Annotated in this window: 13 protein-coding genes and 1 pseudogene; 7 read left to right on the top strand and 7 right to left on the bottom strand. The window is 54.8% G+C overall.

What is annotated here, in order from left to right; genetic code table 11:
- The first annotated feature begins 107 nt into the window (after positions 1-107).
- The gene (locus WJU22_RS01870; protein ID WP_341841602.1) at positions 108-1337 is read left to right on the top strand and encodes an ROK family transcriptional regulator; all 1230 of its coding nucleotides are present in this window, start codon (positions 108-110) and stop codon (positions 1335-1337) included.
- A gap of 116 nt (positions 1338-1453) precedes the next feature.
- Here WJU22_RS01870 and WJU22_RS01875 read toward each other — a convergent pair whose 3' ends face one another.
- The 4 genes and pseudogenes from WJU22_RS01875 to rhaT all read right to left on the bottom strand — a co-directional run bounded on the left by WJU22_RS01875 (position 1454) and on the right by rhaT (position 7386).
- Positions 1454-2803, bottom strand: coding sequence for an FGGY-family carbohydrate kinase (locus tag WJU22_RS01875; protein WP_341841603.1), 1350 nt, complete (start codon positions 2801-2803; stop codon positions 1454-1456).
- Between the two features lie 3 nt (positions 2804-2806).
- A complete protein-coding gene (locus tag WJU22_RS01880; RefSeq protein ID WP_341841604.1) occupies positions 2807-4081 on the bottom strand; it encodes a sugar isomerase in 1275 nt (424 codons plus the stop codon).
- A gap of 14 nt (positions 4082-4095) precedes the next feature.
- Positions 4096-6186 carry a bifunctional aldolase/short-chain dehydrogenase gene (locus WJU22_RS01885; protein ID WP_341841605.1) on the bottom strand — a complete coding sequence of 697 codons (2091 nt, stop codon included), beginning with the start codon at positions 6184-6186 and terminating at the stop codon, positions 4096-4098.
- Positions 6187-6193: 7 nt separating this feature from the next.
- Positions 6194-7386, bottom strand: a pseudogene (gene rhaT / locus WJU22_RS01890) (L-rhamnose/proton symporter RhaT).
- Between rhaT and WJU22_RS01895 the strand changes: the two are divergent.
- The 5 genes from WJU22_RS01895 to WJU22_RS01915 all read left to right on the top strand — a co-directional run bounded on the left by WJU22_RS01895 (position 7360) and on the right by WJU22_RS01915 (position 12481).
- Positions 7360-8388, top strand: a complete 1029-nt coding sequence (locus WJU22_RS01895) for a GntR family transcriptional regulator (protein ID WP_341841607.1) — start codon at positions 7360-7362, stop codon at positions 8386-8388. The pseudogene rhaT and the gene WJU22_RS01895 sit on opposite strands and share 27 nt — an antisense overlap.
- A 309-nt stretch (positions 8389-8697) precedes the next feature.
- Positions 8698-10068, top strand: coding sequence for a trigger factor (tig, locus tag WJU22_RS01900; RefSeq protein ID WP_341841608.1), 1371 nt, complete (start codon positions 8698-8700; stop codon positions 10066-10068).
- On the top strand, positions 10058-10771 hold the full coding sequence (clpP, locus tag WJU22_RS01905) for an ATP-dependent Clp endopeptidase proteolytic subunit ClpP (RefSeq protein ID WP_126244202.1): 714 nt from the start codon (positions 10058-10060) through the stop codon (positions 10769-10771). Before tig ends, clpP begins: the two co-directional genes overlap by 11 nt.
- A 230-nt stretch (positions 10772-11001) precedes the next feature.
- Positions 11002-12246 carry an ATP-dependent Clp protease ATP-binding subunit ClpX gene (clpX, locus tag WJU22_RS01910; RefSeq protein ID WP_341841609.1) on the top strand — a complete coding sequence of 415 codons (1245 nt, stop codon included), beginning with the start codon at positions 11002-11004 and terminating at the stop codon, positions 12244-12246.
- 34 nt (positions 12247-12280) lie between these two features.
- Entirely contained in the window at positions 12281-12481 is a 201-nt protein-coding gene (locus WJU22_RS01915; protein ID WP_126244204.1) for a DUF2267 domain-containing protein, read from the top strand.
- A gap of 319 nt (positions 12482-12800) precedes the next feature.
- Here WJU22_RS01915 and WJU22_RS01920 read toward each other — a convergent pair whose 3' ends face one another.
- A complete protein-coding gene (locus WJU22_RS01920; protein WP_341841610.1) occupies positions 12801-13676 on the bottom strand; it encodes a c-type cytochrome in 876 nt (291 codons plus the stop codon).
- Between the two features lie 95 nt (positions 13677-13771).
- On the opposite strand from WJU22_RS01920, the gene WJU22_RS01925 reads away from it, so the two are divergent.
- The gene (locus tag WJU22_RS01925) at positions 13772-14263 is read left to right on the top strand and encodes an AraC family transcriptional regulator (protein WP_341841611.1); all 492 of its coding nucleotides are present in this window, start codon (positions 13772-13774) and stop codon (positions 14261-14263) included.
- Between the two features lie 265 nt (positions 14264-14528).
- On the opposite strand, the gene WJU22_RS01930 is transcribed toward WJU22_RS01925, so the two are convergent.
- Both WJU22_RS01930 and WJU22_RS01935 read right to left on the bottom strand, forming a co-directional pair.
- Positions 14529-16157, bottom strand: coding sequence for an NADP-dependent glyceraldehyde-3-phosphate dehydrogenase (locus WJU22_RS01930; RefSeq protein WP_341841612.1), 1629 nt, complete (start codon positions 16155-16157; stop codon positions 14529-14531).
- A gap of 282 nt (positions 16158-16439) precedes the next feature.
- Positions 16440-16889, bottom strand: coding sequence for a hypothetical protein (locus WJU22_RS01935; protein WP_341841613.1), 450 nt, complete (start codon positions 16887-16889; stop codon positions 16440-16442).
- Positions 16890-16910: the final 21 nt, after the last annotated feature.

Below are 16910 nucleotides of genomic sequence, written 5' to 3' on the forward strand. Positions count from 1 at the left end.
TATTTAGAATACTGCAACTAGTTTTTTAATTATTTTAATAAATATGGGAGATATAAACCTTGGGGCAAATTTTGCTACTTTGACCCCTTCAATGAAGTAGCAGCGAAATGAGCCGTCATACCTTTTTCGAAGATCTCCGGAACGATGCCATCACGGGCGTAGCGTACAAGAACCTGCAACAGAAGAAGCAGGTTTTGTCGTGGTTCGTGAATGCGGGCAACACCACCATCGCCGATCTGAGCCGCGAGCTGAACGCCAGCGTACCGAAAGTGGGCGAGCTGATCAACGAGCTGATCGCCGACGGACTGGTAAAGGATTACGGGAAGATAGAAGCGGCGGCGGGCCGGCGGCCCAACGTGTACGGCCTGGAACCGGATTCGTTCTTTTTCGTGGGGGTGGATATCAAGCAATATTATGTGAACCTCGGGCTGGGGGATTTCAGGAACAACCTCGTCCGCACCCAGGAAAAGGTGCCTTTCCATCTCAAGAATACCCCGGAGGCCCTCAACCGATTGTGCGACATTATCACCGAGTTCATCGCCGCTTCGGGTAAAGGGAAAAAGAAAGTCATCGGCATCGGCGTGAACCTTTCCGGCCGCATCAATTACCGTTCGGGCTACAGTTTCAGCTTCTTCCATTTCCAGGAAGACCCGCTCAGCAAGGTGATCGAGCAGCGGCTGGGCATTCCTACTTTCCTGGAAAACGACTCCCGTGCCGTGGCCTACGGTGAATTCAGCAGCGGCGCCTATCACGAGAAAAATGCGTTCTTCATCAACCTCGAGCACGGCATCGGCATGGGGCTGTTGTTGAACGGACAATTATATTACGGTAAATCCGGTTTCGCCGGAGACATTGGCCACATCCCGGTGTTCGACAACGAAATCCTTTGTCATTGCGGAAAGAAAGGCTGCCTGGAAACGGAAGCTTCCGGCGCCGCGCTCACCCGCCTGTTCATCCGCCGCCTCCGCGAAGGGGCGAGCAGCATCGTAGCCAAGCGCATCCCCAACCCGGACGATGTGCAGCTGGAAGACATCCTCGCCGCCGTGAAGCAGGAAGATACCCTCGCCATCGAGCTCATCGCGGAAATCGGGGAGAAACTCGGCCGGGGGATCGCCATCCTCATCAATATCCTCAACCCGGAAGTGGTGATCCTCGGCGGGGCACTCGCTTCCACCGGCGATTATATTTTACTGCCCATCCGCAGCGCTATCAATAAATTTTCGTTGACTTTGGTGAATAACGATACCAAGCTCGTGCTGTCCCGCAAGGGGGAACATGCGGGCATGGCCGGCGCCTGCCTGCTGGTGCGCGACCGCCTTCTGGCGCTGATCGATTAAGGAAAAATGGAGCGGCAAATGAAAATTTGCACCCTGTATGCTATTTCACTTAACACGTATCTAAATCAGCAATTATACTTTACGGTCTATGCCGATCTCGTGCCGAGTGAAGTCTATCATCCAAGAATTTCAGCGCAGGGATCGGGATAGGCGGCCAATGTTATCAACTGTTGCGGCAGCGGCCCGTTTTGCCAAACGCCATGCAATGCCAGCGCGGCTCCCAGGGCGGTAGCCTGCGGCACGGTAGCCGCAAACACCTCCATTCCACGGAACTGCGCCGCCAGCATGCGCATGAACACTTCGTTCTTCCCGAACCCTCCGTCCACAAAGATCTTCCGTACCGGCGCACCTTCCAGCACGAGCGCGGTGGAATGGTATTGCGCGGTCACGAGGTCGTATATCAATTGATGGTAAGCTGCTGTATCGGAATGGAAACCGGCCAGGTCACGGCTGGCGAAATCTCCGCCAGGCAACATTTCTCCCATCATCGCCGCGATGAACGGCACTGATTGGTAATGCGCCGGCTCCCGGTTGAAATGCGCCGCGATGCGCGCCACTTCCCGCTCGTGCACGAACCCTGAAAACAGCCGCGCCGCTTTCACCGGCCGCGCGTCGTACGAAAGGTAGCACAGGCAATCCTGCTCCAGCTCCCCGGCCGTGAGCGGCGTGTCGTTGAAAGGGTTCAGCGAAATGCACCAGGTGCCGGTGGAAATAAGCACGAACGGTTCCCTGAATTGCAACAAATACGGGATGAGCGCGGCGGAAGAATCGTGGAGGCCCGGCCCGGTGGGGATTTCCCGTCCTGCCACAGTTCCGTTCACCACTTCGCCCGCGTTCCGCAACGGCCCCATCACGCCCGCCAGTCGCTCGTTTTGCACCCACGCATGGTAATCCCGTTTTTCGAAATCCCACAGCGCGGTATGGCAGCCGATGCTGGTGATATCCGCGCAGGGCGCGCCCGTCAGCAGAAAACTCACATATTGCGGCAGATGCAACGCATGTTTGACCTGCGTAAAAAGCTCAGGACGCTCCATTCGCAGGCGATACAGCTGCAGCCCCGAATTCAGGCTATCCAGCGCGGGAGACGCCGTTTGCCGGGAGAACCCCGATTTCCCGCCGTATCGTTCGTATAGCCGGTTACGTAGCTCCGCCGGGTAAGATTTGAGATAATTGTACAACGGCGTCAGCGGCTTCCCACCGGCATCGATATACACGAGGCTCGCGCCGTAGGCGGACACATTCACCGCACGCACGTCCACACCCGGCAGCGCCAGGGCTTCTTCCAGCGATGCGTGCACGAATTCGCGGAGACTGTGGAGGCACTCGCAGGGATCCCCGTCTTCGTCGGCCGTTTCGGGCAGCCGCACGTTTTTTTCATGCACCACGCGATACGCCCCGTCGAAGAGGAACAGTTTTTTATTGGTTTTGCCGATGTCGAGCACGGCGATAACGGGAATTTTCGTCATGGTTTATAAACCTGTAGCAATGGTCGATACCCCTCTCCTGCTGATGAGCCCCGAACGGACTTTCTCGCCGCGGTACACGCCCAGCGGACTGAGCGCACCGCCCGCCCGGAGGCGCGCTTCGGCTACCAGCGGCCTTACATCGGTACGGTACGCCTGTTGCAGGATTTCCTGCGCGGCCACCACATCGTTCCTTTCCTGCGCAGCGGTGAGCGCGGCGCGGTCTACCAGCAACGCCTGCGCATAGGCGATGAGGATCGCTTCCACGGATTGCAGCAGGTCTTCCAGCGGGTCTTTCACGTTGTGGGACGCGTCGATCATCCAGCCCAGGTCTGTCGCGTGTTTCATATTGCGCGCATTCATCCCGTCTACCAGTTCACAGAAAATCAGGAACAGCTGGTAAGGCTTGATGCTGCCCACGGTAAGGTCGTCGTCACCGTATTTCGAATCATTGAAATGGAACCCGCCCAGTTTGCCTTCCATGAGCAGCAGCGAAACGATCTGTTCGATGTTGGCGTTGGGAAGATGATGGCCGAGGTCTACCAGCGTGTATGCCTTTTTGCCCAGTTTGGAAGCGAAGAGGTACGACTGGCCCCAATCGCCGACGGTCGTGGAATAAAAATTCGGTTCGAAGGCTTTGTATTCGACGAACATCTTCCAGTGGTCGGGCAGTTCCGCATAAATCTCGCTCAAACCTTCCAGCGTGTTTTCGAACGCTTTGCGGAAGCTCAATTGGCCGGGGAAGCACGATCCGTCAGACAGCCAGACGGTGAGCGATTCTGAGCCGAGTGCCACGCCTTGGCGGATCACTTCGATATTATGTTCGATGGCCTGTTTGCGGACATCGCGGTTTACATGTTGGAGGGAGCCGAATTTGTAGCTGTGCTCCTGGCCCGGCTGGTCCTGGAAGGTGTTCGAGTTCATGGCGTCGAACCGGATCCCGTGCGCGGCCGCGAGGGCGCGGATGTGGGCGGGGTCTTCCGGGATATCCCAGGGAATATGCAGCGAAATGGCGCCGCTGGCGCGGTTGAGGCGATGCAGCAGCCCGATGTCTTCGATTTTTTCTTCGAGATTGCGCGGCTCGCCACCGGCGGGGAACCTGCCGAACCGGGTGCCCCCGGTGCCGAGGGCCCAGCTGGGGATCGCCACCTGGAATTCGCCGAGCAGGCGGAGGACTTCCTCGGCATGGGGGATTTCTCCCTGTAGATAAGCCAGCGCCCGTTCATGTTTACGGAGCGCCTGGCCATTATAACCGTCTATCTTATTCTGGTCGATTTGCATGGTGTACTGTTTTACTATCTGACAAAAGCCATGGCCACGCCGCCGTCTACGTTCAGCACGTTGCCCGTCGCTTTCTGCAATAATCCTCCAACGAATGCGAAACATGCGTCTGCAATGTCTTCCGGCAAAATCACCTGGTTGAGCAATGTGCGTTTCGCGTAATAAGCCGGCAGTTCTTCCACTTTCACGCCGTAGGCTTTGGCCCTGCCTTCCGCCCATGCGCCGGCCCAGATGGTGCTGTCGGCGATCACGGCATCGGGGTTCACGACGTTCACGCGAATTCGGTCTTTCCCCAGCTCTGCGGCGTTCAGACGGCTCAGATGCAGCTGCGCCGCTTTCGCGGACCCGTATGCGGCGTTGTTGGGGCCGGATACGAGGGCGTTTTTGCTGACGATGTTCAGCACATCGCCACCGAGATTCTGTTTCCGCATCATTTCCACACCTGCCTGCGTCACGAAGAACTGTCCTTTGACGAGCACATCGTACAACAGGTCCCAATCCTTTTCCGTATGCTCTTCCAGCGGTTTGGAGATGGAAAGCCCCGCACAGTTGACCACAATATCTATCCCGCCAAACGCCAGCGCAGCGGTGTGATAGGCGCTGGCCACGTTACCGCCGTCTTTCACGTCGAGCAGCGCGGCGGCGCAGGCATCTTTCCCGAATTCCTTTTCGAATGCGGTTTTCGCTTCCGCCAAACGGTCTGCGTTGTTGTCGGACAGCACTACCACGGCGCCTTCCTGCGCAAACTTCCGGGCGATGGCCTTCCCGATGCCGCCCGCGCTCCCCGTCACCAGGGCGATGCGGCCGGTAAGGGCTTTGGGCCTGGGCATGCGCTGTAGTTTCGCTTCCTCCAGCAGCCAGTATTCGATATCGAACGCTTCCTGCCGCGGCAGCGAAGTGTAGGAAGATACGGCTTCGGCGCCGCGCATCACGTTGATGGCGTTGATATAGAATTCAGCGGCCACGCGTGCCGTTTGCTTGTCTTTCGCGAAGGTGAACATACCAATTCCCGGGCATAAAATCACTACCGGATTTGCATCGCGCATGGCCGGGCTGTTCGGATGTTTGCACTTGTCGTAATATTCCGCGTACATTTTCCGGTAATCGTCGAATGCGGACGCGAGCTTTTCGCTGTTGGCGGCCGTTTCCGGATGTACGACCAGCGGACTGATCTTCGTTCGCAGGAAGTGATCGGGGCACGAGGTGCCGAGGGGCGCGAGGCGCTCCAGGTCGTTGGAATGGATGAACTGCAGCACGCGCTCATCGTCCGTGAAATGCCCGATCATCCGCTGGTTGGACGAGGCGAGGCCTCTTAGTACCGGCGCCAGCTCCGCGGCTTTGGCGAGCCTTTCCGCCTGGGGAAGCGCTTCCATGCGGGCGCCGCCGAAAACGGGGCGCGATTTGCCGAGGTGTTTCTCCAGGTATTCCGCACACTGCTCGATCACTTCGAGGGTGTTGATATAGGATTCGTACGCCGTATCTCCCCAGGTGAACAACCCGTGCGATCCCAGCATGATGCCGCGGATGCCGGGGTTCGCGTCCAGGCAGGCTTTCAGCTGTAGTCCCAGGTCGAAGCCCGGGCGCTGCCAGGGCACCCAGCCGATCTTCCCGCCAAACAGTTCCTGCGTGATCTTTTCCCCGTCTTTCGCCGCCGCAATGGCGATGGCCGCGTCCGGGTGCAGGTGATCGATATGTTTGAACGGCAGGAAACCGTGCAGCGGCGTGTCGATAGACGGCGCTTTGGATTTGAGGTCGTATATGCAATGATCGAAGAGGGCTACCATTTCATCTTCCATCTGCATGCCTTTGTAGATGGATTTCAGGCTGCGGAGGCGGTCTACGTACAACGCGGCGAGGCCGCTGCGCTGCAAGGTCCCCAAATCGCCGCCGGAACCTTTTACCCACATCACTTCCACGGGGTTGCCGGTGAGGGGATCGGGCGCGGTGGCCTTGCAGCTGGTGTTGCCGCCACCGTAGTTGGTGAGCCGGAGGTCTGCACCCAGCAGGTTGGAACGGTAGATCAGCAGGGCCACTTCATCGCCCGCCATCGCGGCGGCTTTGCCCTCATCCCATAAATAACTTACATGTTTGAATTGCTTCGTCATCGATCAATTAATTTTCAAGTGAACTGCCGTACCCTACCAGCAAGACAGACAAAATAATGGTGGCGATGCCCGCCAGCACTGTCCGGTAGGTTTTGGGGGTTACGCCTTTCCATTCTTTCAGCGCAAAACCCCACAACGTGGAAATGAGAATGATGAACGCCATGTGGAGTATCCACGAGCCGGCGCCGTTGCCGAGCTTGCTTTCGCCCATGCCGTAGAAGAAAAATTGCATGAACCAGGTAGTGCCGGCCAGTGCGGAAAAGAAGTAATTCGCGGCCAGGGGCGTTTCCCGGTTCGTATAATCCTTGAAAGAACGGTTGCGCGCGTTGAGGACCATGCACCAGATGAAGTTGGTCGTGAGCCCGCCCAGCATGATCACCACGAAGGTGACGTTGTTGGCGAAAAGCGGGTTTGCGCCGTTGACCACCGCTTCCTTCCCCATCGAGCCGCCTGCCGAAATGGCGAAACTCATGCAGGCGCTCAGAATGCCGGAGATGCTCGCCACCGTCAATCCTTTCTTCAAATCGAATTCCTTTATATTTTCCTGTTTCTGATCGTCCGTCAACTCTTTCTCTTTCCGCATGCCCGCTTTGCCGCTGATCATGATCCCCAGGAGGCAGACCGCCACGCCGAGCAACACGAACAATCCGCCGTGCGTGCTCACCATCGTCCCGAAATTGTTATCGCTTTCCGCAACAATGCTGCGGTAAATGGGCGGGATGAGCGCGCCGAAAGCGGAACAGAACCCCAGCGCCACGGCCATCCCCAGGCTCATGCCGAGGTACCGCATCGATAAACCGAACGTCAAACCGCCGATCCCCCACAACACCCCCAGGAAGTACGTCCAGAAAAGCGTGGTGCCGTCGGTGTTCAGAATGATGTCCATGAACCCCGGCACAGTGATCCATGCGGCGATGAAAGGAACGATGAGCCAGGAAAAAGTCCACCGGTGATCCAGTAACTTTCCCAGTTCCAGCCCCTGACTTTCTTGTACGGCAGGTAAAAACTTCCGGAGGCGAAGCCGCCCAGTAAGTGGAAGAACAATCCCAGGATAGCATGCATAAAAACGTGGATTTTGTATGTGGATCGCAAAATATGCATTGCGTGCGGAACCACTGTCATGCCCCGTCCTGCCTGTGTTTTTTCAATTATTTCACTACTTTGGACAACGTTATGAAAACACCAGACATCCTCCGGCATATCGCCATCGACGACTTCTCCGCCACGCCCAAATACCAGCAGCTGGCCGATGCGCTTTTGCAGGCGATCGGGGAAGGAAAGATCCGGCAGAACGACATCCTCCCGTCCATCAACGAGCTTTCTTACAAACTCGACATCTCGCGCGACACGGCCGAGAAATCGCTCAAGCTGCTGAAAGCCCGCGGGATATTGGGTTCCGTGCCGGGGAAGGGGTATTTCGTACAGCAGACGGGGCTGCGCCAGCAGTTCAAGATCCTGTTGCTTTTCAACAAGCTCAGCGAGCATAAAAAGATCATCTACGACGCGTTCGCCGGCAAGCTGGGCGATGCGGCGAGCATCGATTTCTATATCTACAACAGCGATTTCGGGCTGTTCAAAAAACTGCTGCAAAGGAACCTGTCGGAATACACGCATGTGGTGGTGCTGCCGCATTTCCGGGAGCGCGTACAGGTGGATGCGCTGCTGAACGACATCCCGCGCGAAAAACTGTTGCTGCTCGATAAAAAACTCAAAGGCGTGACGGGCCCATACGGCGCCGTGTACGAAAACTTCCGCGAGAACATTTATGAAGCGCTGGAGGCGCTCCGCCACCGGCTGGAGCATTACGGCGCGCTGACGCTTATTTTCCCGGAGAACACGTATTACCCGGACGAGATCCGCGAGGGCTTCCTGCAATTCTGCCAGGATTACGCGTTCCCTTCGCGGGTGGTGCATGCGTTGAACGATGGCGACGTGCGGGCGGGTGAGGTCTATATCAACCTCCGGGAAAGCGACCTGGTGGAGCTGATCGGGAAAACGCGGGCGCAGGGGCTGATGCCGGGCAAAGACACGGGGATCGTCTCCTATAACGAAACGCCACTGAAACCCTTTATCCTGAATGGTTTGACGACCATTTCGACCGATTTCCAGCTGATGGGGGAACTGGCGGCGGGCATGATCCTCGACGGATCGCTGTCGCAAGTGGAGGTGCCATTCCGGGTTACGCCGCGGGCTTCGCTCTGAGGGCACGCATGAAGATCGGCCCTAATATGACTGCCACGGGGCCATAATTTCGGGAAAACGAACTATCTTCGCGCTTCGCCGGCAGTGGCATTTTTTCACAAACCGTTGAGATTAACTGATTTAGAGGGGGCTAAAATTCCGTTTGAGGCCCGGTCGGTGATATTCTGTCGGTCTGGCGGCCCGCCCGCCCTGCTAAAAAGGCAGGTTTTCCGCACTGCGGGCCCGTGGCACAATCTTGGTTGACAGGATTGGGCACGGAAAGACGAACAAGTATATTTTCTGTGTTTTTAATATTAACAAAAAGCAAAAATGGCAACCGTAACCAGAGAGAACATTGGTTTATTAAATGATAAGATCACTGTGAAAGTGAGCCAGGAAGATTACCTTCCTAATTTCGAGAAAGCTGTCAAGCATTTTTCCAAAACCGCCAACATCCCTGGATTCCGGAAAGGCCAGGTTCCCGCCGGCATGATCAAAAAAATGAGCGGCCAGGCGCTGTTTGCAGACGAAGTGCTGAAAACGGTGGAAAAGGAACTGATGGGTTATATCCAGTCCGAAAAACTGGAAATCTTCGCCCAGCCCCTCTCCCTCGAGAACGAACCGAAAAACTTCGATTACAATACACCTGCGGAATTCGACTTCGCTTTTGAAGTAGGCCTCAAACCTGCGTTCGACGTAGATCCCCTGCTGGCGAAAACTTCCCTCACCCGCTACAGCGTATCGGTGACCGACGAGATCGTTGACCAGGAACTGGACCGTCTGCAACTGAAAGGCGGCAAATCCAGCGAGCCCGAAACCGTTACTTCCGAGAACAACGTGCTGAACCTCGAGTTCATCGAGACAGACAGCAAAGGCAACATCGCAGAAGGCGCAGAGAAAAAAGAAAACTCACTGCTTGTAAAAACCTTCTCCGCCGCCGCACAGGAAAAACTGATGGGCAAAAAAGTAGGCGACACCATCGTATTCCAGCTTTCCAAAGCTTTCGATAAAGACCGTATCGAATACATCACCAAAGACCTCGGCCTCGCTAACGATAAAGACGCTGCGAAAAAATACTTCCAGCTCACCATCACCAAGCTGACCCTGATCGAAAAACGTGAACTGAACGAGGAATTCTTCAACGAAGTGTACCCCGGCCAGAACATCGCTACCGCCGAAGCTTTCCGCGAAAAACTCCGCGAAGAGATCGGTAAATACTGGAAACAGGAAGCCACCAACCACCTGCACAACGACCTGTTCGAGACGCTGGTGCACGAAACGCCCATCGAGCTCCCGAAAGAGTTCCTGAAACGTTGGCTCCAGAAAGGCGGCGAAAACCCCAAAACGGAAGCCGAAGCCGAACAGGAATACCCGAACTTCGACCATCAGCTGCGCTGGACGCTCATCAGCGACAAACTGATCCGCGATAACAAAATCGACGTTTCTTTCGATGAACTGAAAGACAACGCACGCACCAAGCTCATGTCTTACTACGGCCTCGGCGGCGACCAGGCGGAGTGGATGGACAGCTACCTGGAGCGCCTGCTGCAAGACGAGAAATACGTGGACCAGACTTATCGTGAGCTCATCACCCAGAAGCTGTTCGACTGGGCCGAAACCAAGGTGAAAGTAAAAGAAGAGGAAATTACTGCAGAAGATTTTGTTAAATTACCTCATAAACATCACCATCATGAACATTAATGACGAATTCCGGAAATATGCGATTCACCACCGCGGAATCAGCAGCCTGGTTGTAGATAGTTATGCCCGTAACTCCCGCATCAATTCGCTCACTCCTTATATCATCGAGGAGCGCCAGTTGAACGTTACGCAGATGGACGTGTTCTCCCGCCTCATGGCAGACCGTATCATCTTCCTGGGCGATCCCGTGAACGACTATGTGGCCAACGTAATCACCGCACAGTTGCTGTTCCTCGAATCGGCCGACCGTAACCGTGATATACAGATGTACATCAACAGCCCCGGCGGCTCCGTATATGCCGGTCTGGGTATCTATGATACCATGCAGATCGTTTCGCCCGACATCGCCACCATCTGCACCGGCATGGCCGCCTCCTTCGGCGCCGTACTGCTGGTTGCCGGCACCAAAGGCAAACGCACTGCCCTGAAGCACGCCCGCGTAATGATCCACCAGCCTCACGGCGGTGCGGAAGGCCAAACCTCCGACATCGAGATCACCGCGCGCGAATTCGTGAAGCTCAAAAAAGAACTGAACGAAATCATCGCCTCCCACTGCGGCCAACCCGTGAAAAAAGTGGAAAAAGACGGCGACCGCGACTTCTGGATGACAGCCGACGAAGCCAAGGAATATGGTATCATCGACGACGTTCTGGACAAAAATCCCCGCAAGAAAGCTGTGGAAGGTGGCAACACACCCCAGTAATCGACGGACAAACGCATAAAAAAACGCTCCCGGCCGGGAGCGTTTTTTTATCTCCGCAACCCGCCAAACCGGGCTACGAACGGCAATAATCCATCATATGTAAGAATTTGTTAAGTTTAAAGCGGGATGGGGCAACAGGTAGGTTTTCCCCTTCCGAAACCCGCCAAAAAACCGTAATTTTGTAACCTCGTAATCGAGGCTGCAACAGCCTTACACTAAAAACCAGATAAATGAAAGAATCCAAGATACGCTGTTCGTTCTGCAACCGGAACAAAGACGAGGTAAGGATATTGATCGCAGGTGCAGACGGCCATATCTGTGAAAACTGTGTGGCCAACGCGCAGGAGATCATCGAGCAGGAACTGAGCCCCGCCGGCGAAGCGCCCCGCAAAAGCGGCCCCTCGCACTTCGTCCCGAAAGTGTCGAAACCGGTGGAAATCAAGCATTTCCTGGATGAATACGTGATCGGTCAGGACGATGCGAAGAAAATCCTCGCCGTGGCCGTTTACAATCACTACAAACGCCTCAACCAGCAGGTAACGGAAGATGATGTGGAAATCGAAAAATCGAATCTCATCATGGTCGGCGAAACCGGTACGGGCAAAACCCTCCTCGCCAAATCCATCGCCCGCCTCCTCAACGTTCCCTTCACCATCGTAGACGCAACGGTTTTCACCGAAGCCGGATATGTGGGAGAAGACGTGGAAAGCATCCTCACCCGCCTCCTCCAGGTCTGCAACTACGACGTGGAAGCCGCCGAAAGAGGGATCGTATACATCGATGAGATCGACAAGATCGCCCGCAAGAGCGATAACCCGTCCATCACCCGCGACGTGAGCGGCGAAGGCGTTCAGCAAGGCCTCCTCAAACTCCTGGAAGGCACCGAAGTGCTCGTTCCCCCGCAAGGCGGCCGTAAGCACCCCGAACAAAAACTTATCAAGGTAAATACCCAGAATATCCTGTTCATCTGCGGCGGCGCGTTCGACGGTGTAGACCGTATCATCTCCCGCCGTATCCAGACCCATTCCATCGGGTTCACGGTGAATAAGGAACAGGAGGAACAGAACCGCAAGCACATCCTGCGTTACGTGAATTCGCAAGACCTCAAGCAATTCGGCCTCATCCCCGAGCTGCTGGGCCGCCTGCCGGTGGTAACCTACCTGAACACCCTCGATAAAGACGCGCTGAAAGCCATTCTGACCCAGCCGCGCAACGCCCTCATCAAGCAGTACAAGAAACTGTTCAAAGTGGAAGGTATCGAGTTCGAAGTGGAAGACGATGCAGTGGATTACATCGTGGAAAAAGCCCTGGAATACAAACTGGGCGCCCGCGGCCTCCGCTCCATCTGCGAAGTGGTACTGGCAGACGCCATGTTCAACCTGCCCAGCACCACCGAGAAATCTTTCGTGCTCACCCGCGCCCTGGCAGCCGAAAAGCTCGAAAAAAGCACGCTCGTGGCACTCAAGGTAGCCTGATCACCCGAATTCCAAACCGATAAAATTTGTCCAGATGCAAGAGCTCATCCAGCAAGTGAAAGATAAAGCCGGCGTTAACGACGAGCAGGCTGTAAAAGCCATCGAAGCCGTGAAAGATTTCGTAAAAAGCAAGCTGCCCCCCATGATCGCGGGCAACGTAGACGTGTGGTTCGCCGGAATGGCGGGCGGCGCCCAACCCAAAAAGCCGGACGCCGCTGAAGATTTCCTGGATTAACAACAGTTAGGCCGCGCGGCGGATGCTGCGGCAAGCGTCAGACACCAGGCAATAAATGAAATCACGCGAATTCTGCGCGGCAGACACTAGCAACAATAACATATTCATCGTTTTTATACAGAGGCGCTTCCCGGCGCCTCTGCCTGTTTATAATAATGTTCCAATTCCTTCGCCTCCCGTCCTGATGGGGTTATGTGAGCGGGCGACATTCATATAACGCCGCATCCACCGCTTCCCCCTATGCCGTTCCAAAATATTCTTCCAACTTCCCCGTTCACTCCTGTCACCGGATGGTATATCGTTCTTGGAAGGGCCATAGTTACAGGGTTTTTAAATATCTGTACAATGCGGTCAGCTCTTCGTCCGAATACTTGCTGGTCATCTGCCAGGGCATATCGTCGTTTTTCAGGGAACGGCCGTCGGGCGTATTGCCCGTCCGCAGTACGGCGATGAATTCCTTTTCCGACCATTTGCCGATATTGCCCGAGGGCGTGATATCCCGCACGAAAACGCCGCCGGGAATGGGGCTTTCGCCACCTTTCAGGTTGGGTTTGTGGCAGCCGGTGCAGGACATGGAAAGATATTGGCCGTATTCAGCGGTAGGGCCTTTCGCTATCGGGGTCCCGGGCTGCCAGGCGTGATCGATTTTTTCCGCAGGGATGAGCGGTATCTGGCCGATGCCGGAAAGCACCGTGCCGAGGGGGCCCAGGCTGGGCGCGGCCGTTTCGTTATCGCGCGGGGTGGCGGATTTGAGATAGGCGATCAAGCTGCCGAGGTCTGCATCCGTCATTTTGTAATACTCGTACGAAGGCATGACCAGCAAAGGTTTCCCGTCTTTCCGGATGCCATGGCGCAAGGCCAGCAGCCAGTCGCGGTCCGTGTAATCTGCCGGCCGGCCGCCTTTACCGCGGGTGAGGTTGGTACCGTATATCCTGCCGATGGGCCCTTCGTCGAGGAATTTTTTTCCGCCGAGATCGGTACCATGACAGTCTCCACAGCCACGCGTTGCGTAGATATGCGCACCAGCCGCTATGGAAGCGGAATCCGAAGGAATATCGAACATCCGTACTTCTACGTTGTAGATTTTGTCTCTACTATTTTTCACCATGATATGCATGATGAAATAAAAAATAAGTACCCCGGTAATCAGAACGGCGATGATTCCGCCCGTCCATTTCAGTATTTTCCGCAACATGAGATTGATTATTTTTGTGACATCAAAAGTACGTGCCACTACAACCCCAGGTGGTACGCAAAACGGATAATACTGTACGATAAACGGATTACGTTATGACCCCAAAAGCTTCAATAACCGCGCAGGACGCGGTTTCCACGCATGCATTCTTCATGGACCACGTTACCGTGGCCGAACCTGATTTCGCAGGAGACTGGGATCCCCTGCAGGCATTACTTCACTTTCAAATGAAAGCCGGGCCCGGGCGTATCATTCCCCCGGCCGATGTTTCGCGCCTGCAATCCGTGAAGGATTTCCTCCGCGAACATTTCCTCGACCAGCAACTGAGCCTTAATTTTCTCTGTCGCCGGTTCGGGCTCAATGAATTCAAACTGAAAAAAGGATTCAAGCAATTATTCGGCAACACCGTGTTCGGATATGTGCAGGAAATGCGGATGAAAACCGCGCGCCGGCTCATCATCGAAGAAAAAAGAAATGTGAACGAAGTGGCCGACTTTCTCGGCTACAGCTCGCCCAATCACTTCTCCGCAGCATTCAAGCGGCTGTACGGCTTTCCGCCGGCAAAGCTGAAGGCCTGGCAAATGTGAGGGTGAAATGATGGAAAGAAATACTGCGAAACTCCTCCAGGGGCAAAAATAAAAACCGCCTCAGAGTGAGGCGGTTTCTTTTTGGAGTAAAATTTTCTCGATCTTTCTTAATGTTTAGGTTGATAAATTGGTAAGGAAAGTAATTAACTCAAATTTAACTTTCTGTTATCAATTTTCCATCACACTAAGGTGTAAATATTCAAAATAATGTAAAAAAAGCGATCGTTATCACTAAGTTATGCGATAACAGCGTCTTTACAATTTATTAAAATATATACTTTGTCGATAAAAAGTTCGAAGATTGGGCACTTACGATCTCATTTATGAGCGCTTTGTTCTCTTCGGTCTGTTTTGTAGCCACTAAAGAGCGGATGGAAAACGCGCGTAACGCGTCGAAAACGGAGAGTGTTGCTTCCGCGGAATCCTTTCTGCCGGTGAACGGAAAGATATCTGGCCCTCTTTGACATTGGCAATTGATGTTGACGCGGCTCACCTGGTTCACCAGCGGATCGATGAGCGAAGCCAGTTCTGCCGCGTCGTTCGAGAACACGGCAACCTGCTGGCCATGGTCTGCTTCGATGAGGTAGCGGATGGGCGTTTCGATATCGTCGAACGGCACCACCGGGATCACCGGGCCGAATTGCTCCTCGCGGTAGAGTTTCATTTTTTCATTGACGGGATACACGATGGCGGGGTACACGAACGATGCGTTGGCCGCGCCGCCGAAGGGATTGATCACCTTTGCGCCGTGGGCCACGGCATCCGCCACGCAGCTCTGGAGGTAGCCTGGCTTCTGCGGTTCCGGCAGCGGCGTGAGGAACACGTCTTTTTCCCAGGGCATCCCGGATTTGAGTTGGCCTACGGCCGTCGTCATCTTCTCCAGGAAAGCCGCTGCCACACTGCTGTGCACGTAAATGATCTTGATGGCGGTACAACGTTGACCATTAAACGAAAGCGATCCCAGCACACATTCTTTCACGGCGAGGTCGATATCGGCTTTTTCGGTGATGATCGCGGCGTTCTTGGCGTCGAGGCCCAGGATCGCGCGGAGGCGGTTCACTTTCGGGTGCATTTTCTTCAGCTGGTTGGCCACTTTGCTGGAGCCGATCAGCGTGAGCACGTTGATTTTCCCGGACTCCATGAGTGGCGCGATGATCTGGTTGCCGCGGCCGTAAATGGTGTTGACCACGCCCGCCGGGAAACAGTCGCGGAAGGCCTCGAGCAGCGGGAAATGCAACAGGGTACCGTGTTTCGGCGGTTTGAACAGCAACGTGTTCCCCATGATGAGCGCGGGAATGAGCGTCGTGAAAGTTTCGTTCAGGGGATAATTGAAGGGCCCCATGCAGAGCACCACCCCGAGCGGACTGCGGCGTATCTGCCCGATGATGCCCTGCTCGATGGCGAAGGAAGACGACTTGCGGTCGAGGTTCTTCAGCGCGTCGATGGTAGCGTGGATGTATTCTACCGTGCGGTCGAACTCCTTCACGGAATCGGCGTAGGATTTACCGATCTCCCACATGATGAGCTTTACCACTTCCTGTTTTTTGGCGATCATCCGGCCGGTGAATTTTTCCACGCAGGCGATGCGCTCGGCTACCGACATGGTCGGCCATTCTCCCCTGCCGTCTGCATAGGCCGCCACGGCGGCGTTGAGGGATTCCATGGCTTCGTCGGGCCCGCATAAGGGGTACGACCCGATCACGCGGCGCTCCAGGCCTGTGGGGGTTTTGACGCAGATGGGCGATAACACGGTATGCACGTCTCCATGCCAGTTTTTCATAACGCCGTCAGACAGATAGCTCCGTTGGTGGATTTCCCCGGGCAGATCGTACTCCGCCGGAATGGCGGAAGCCTCGGGGAAGAGGTGATTCAATTGGTCTTCTAAGGTTGTCATATGTCAGGATTAATGGGTCGCAATTTATGAAAGTTAACATTAAAAAGTAACGAAATCATTCTCAACAAATTGTAAAATTGCAATCGATTGATCATATCTTTTCCATGGTGTATTGGAAACAGGAAAACGCCGGTAAAATAGTATGATGATGGGGTAATATAGACACTGGTTGGCCCAGTGAAGGGGATCATATTTATGTTGAAAAGATGGCCAATTATCGAAGCGGGTTGCGGGTGAACAACAGCGGGAACCCGTCGTGGAATGTATCTCCAACCGGTGCGGTTACAGCGATACAGCATTCCCTTTCCAGCTGCGGAATAACTGCAGGATTTCTTCCGCACGGTCCGTGGAAACATACCGCGTCTTCCCATTGCGCAGCTGTAACTTCAACAACTGCTTTCCACTGAAAATATACCCCCATCCATCTCCTGCATACCGGATGCCCCATCCGCCAAAGTTGCGACCTGCAGGCTGTAAAGTCATCTCTTCCAGCTCCTCCCATAAAAAATGCCGTTTCAGGCGGACCACCGGCCGGATTTTTACCAGCATCCCCTTTTCATCCGCTTCCAGCTGCATTTGCAGCCACATCAGCATACCTCCCAAACCCAATAATAATACCACCGAAGCCAGGCCCATTTCCAGCCAATCTCCGGTAGTTATGGCTATGTATATGAAAAGTACAAGCAGCGGAACGAGGAGCACCCCTCCGATCCACCGGACCAACCCGGGCATAAATTGTGTTTCTGTTATCAT

Origin of the sequence: Chitinophaga caseinilytica, from assembly GCF_038396765.1 — a bacterium.
Taxonomy (GTDB): domain Bacteria; phylum Bacteroidota; class Bacteroidia; order Chitinophagales; family Chitinophagaceae; genus Chitinophaga; species Chitinophaga caseinilytica.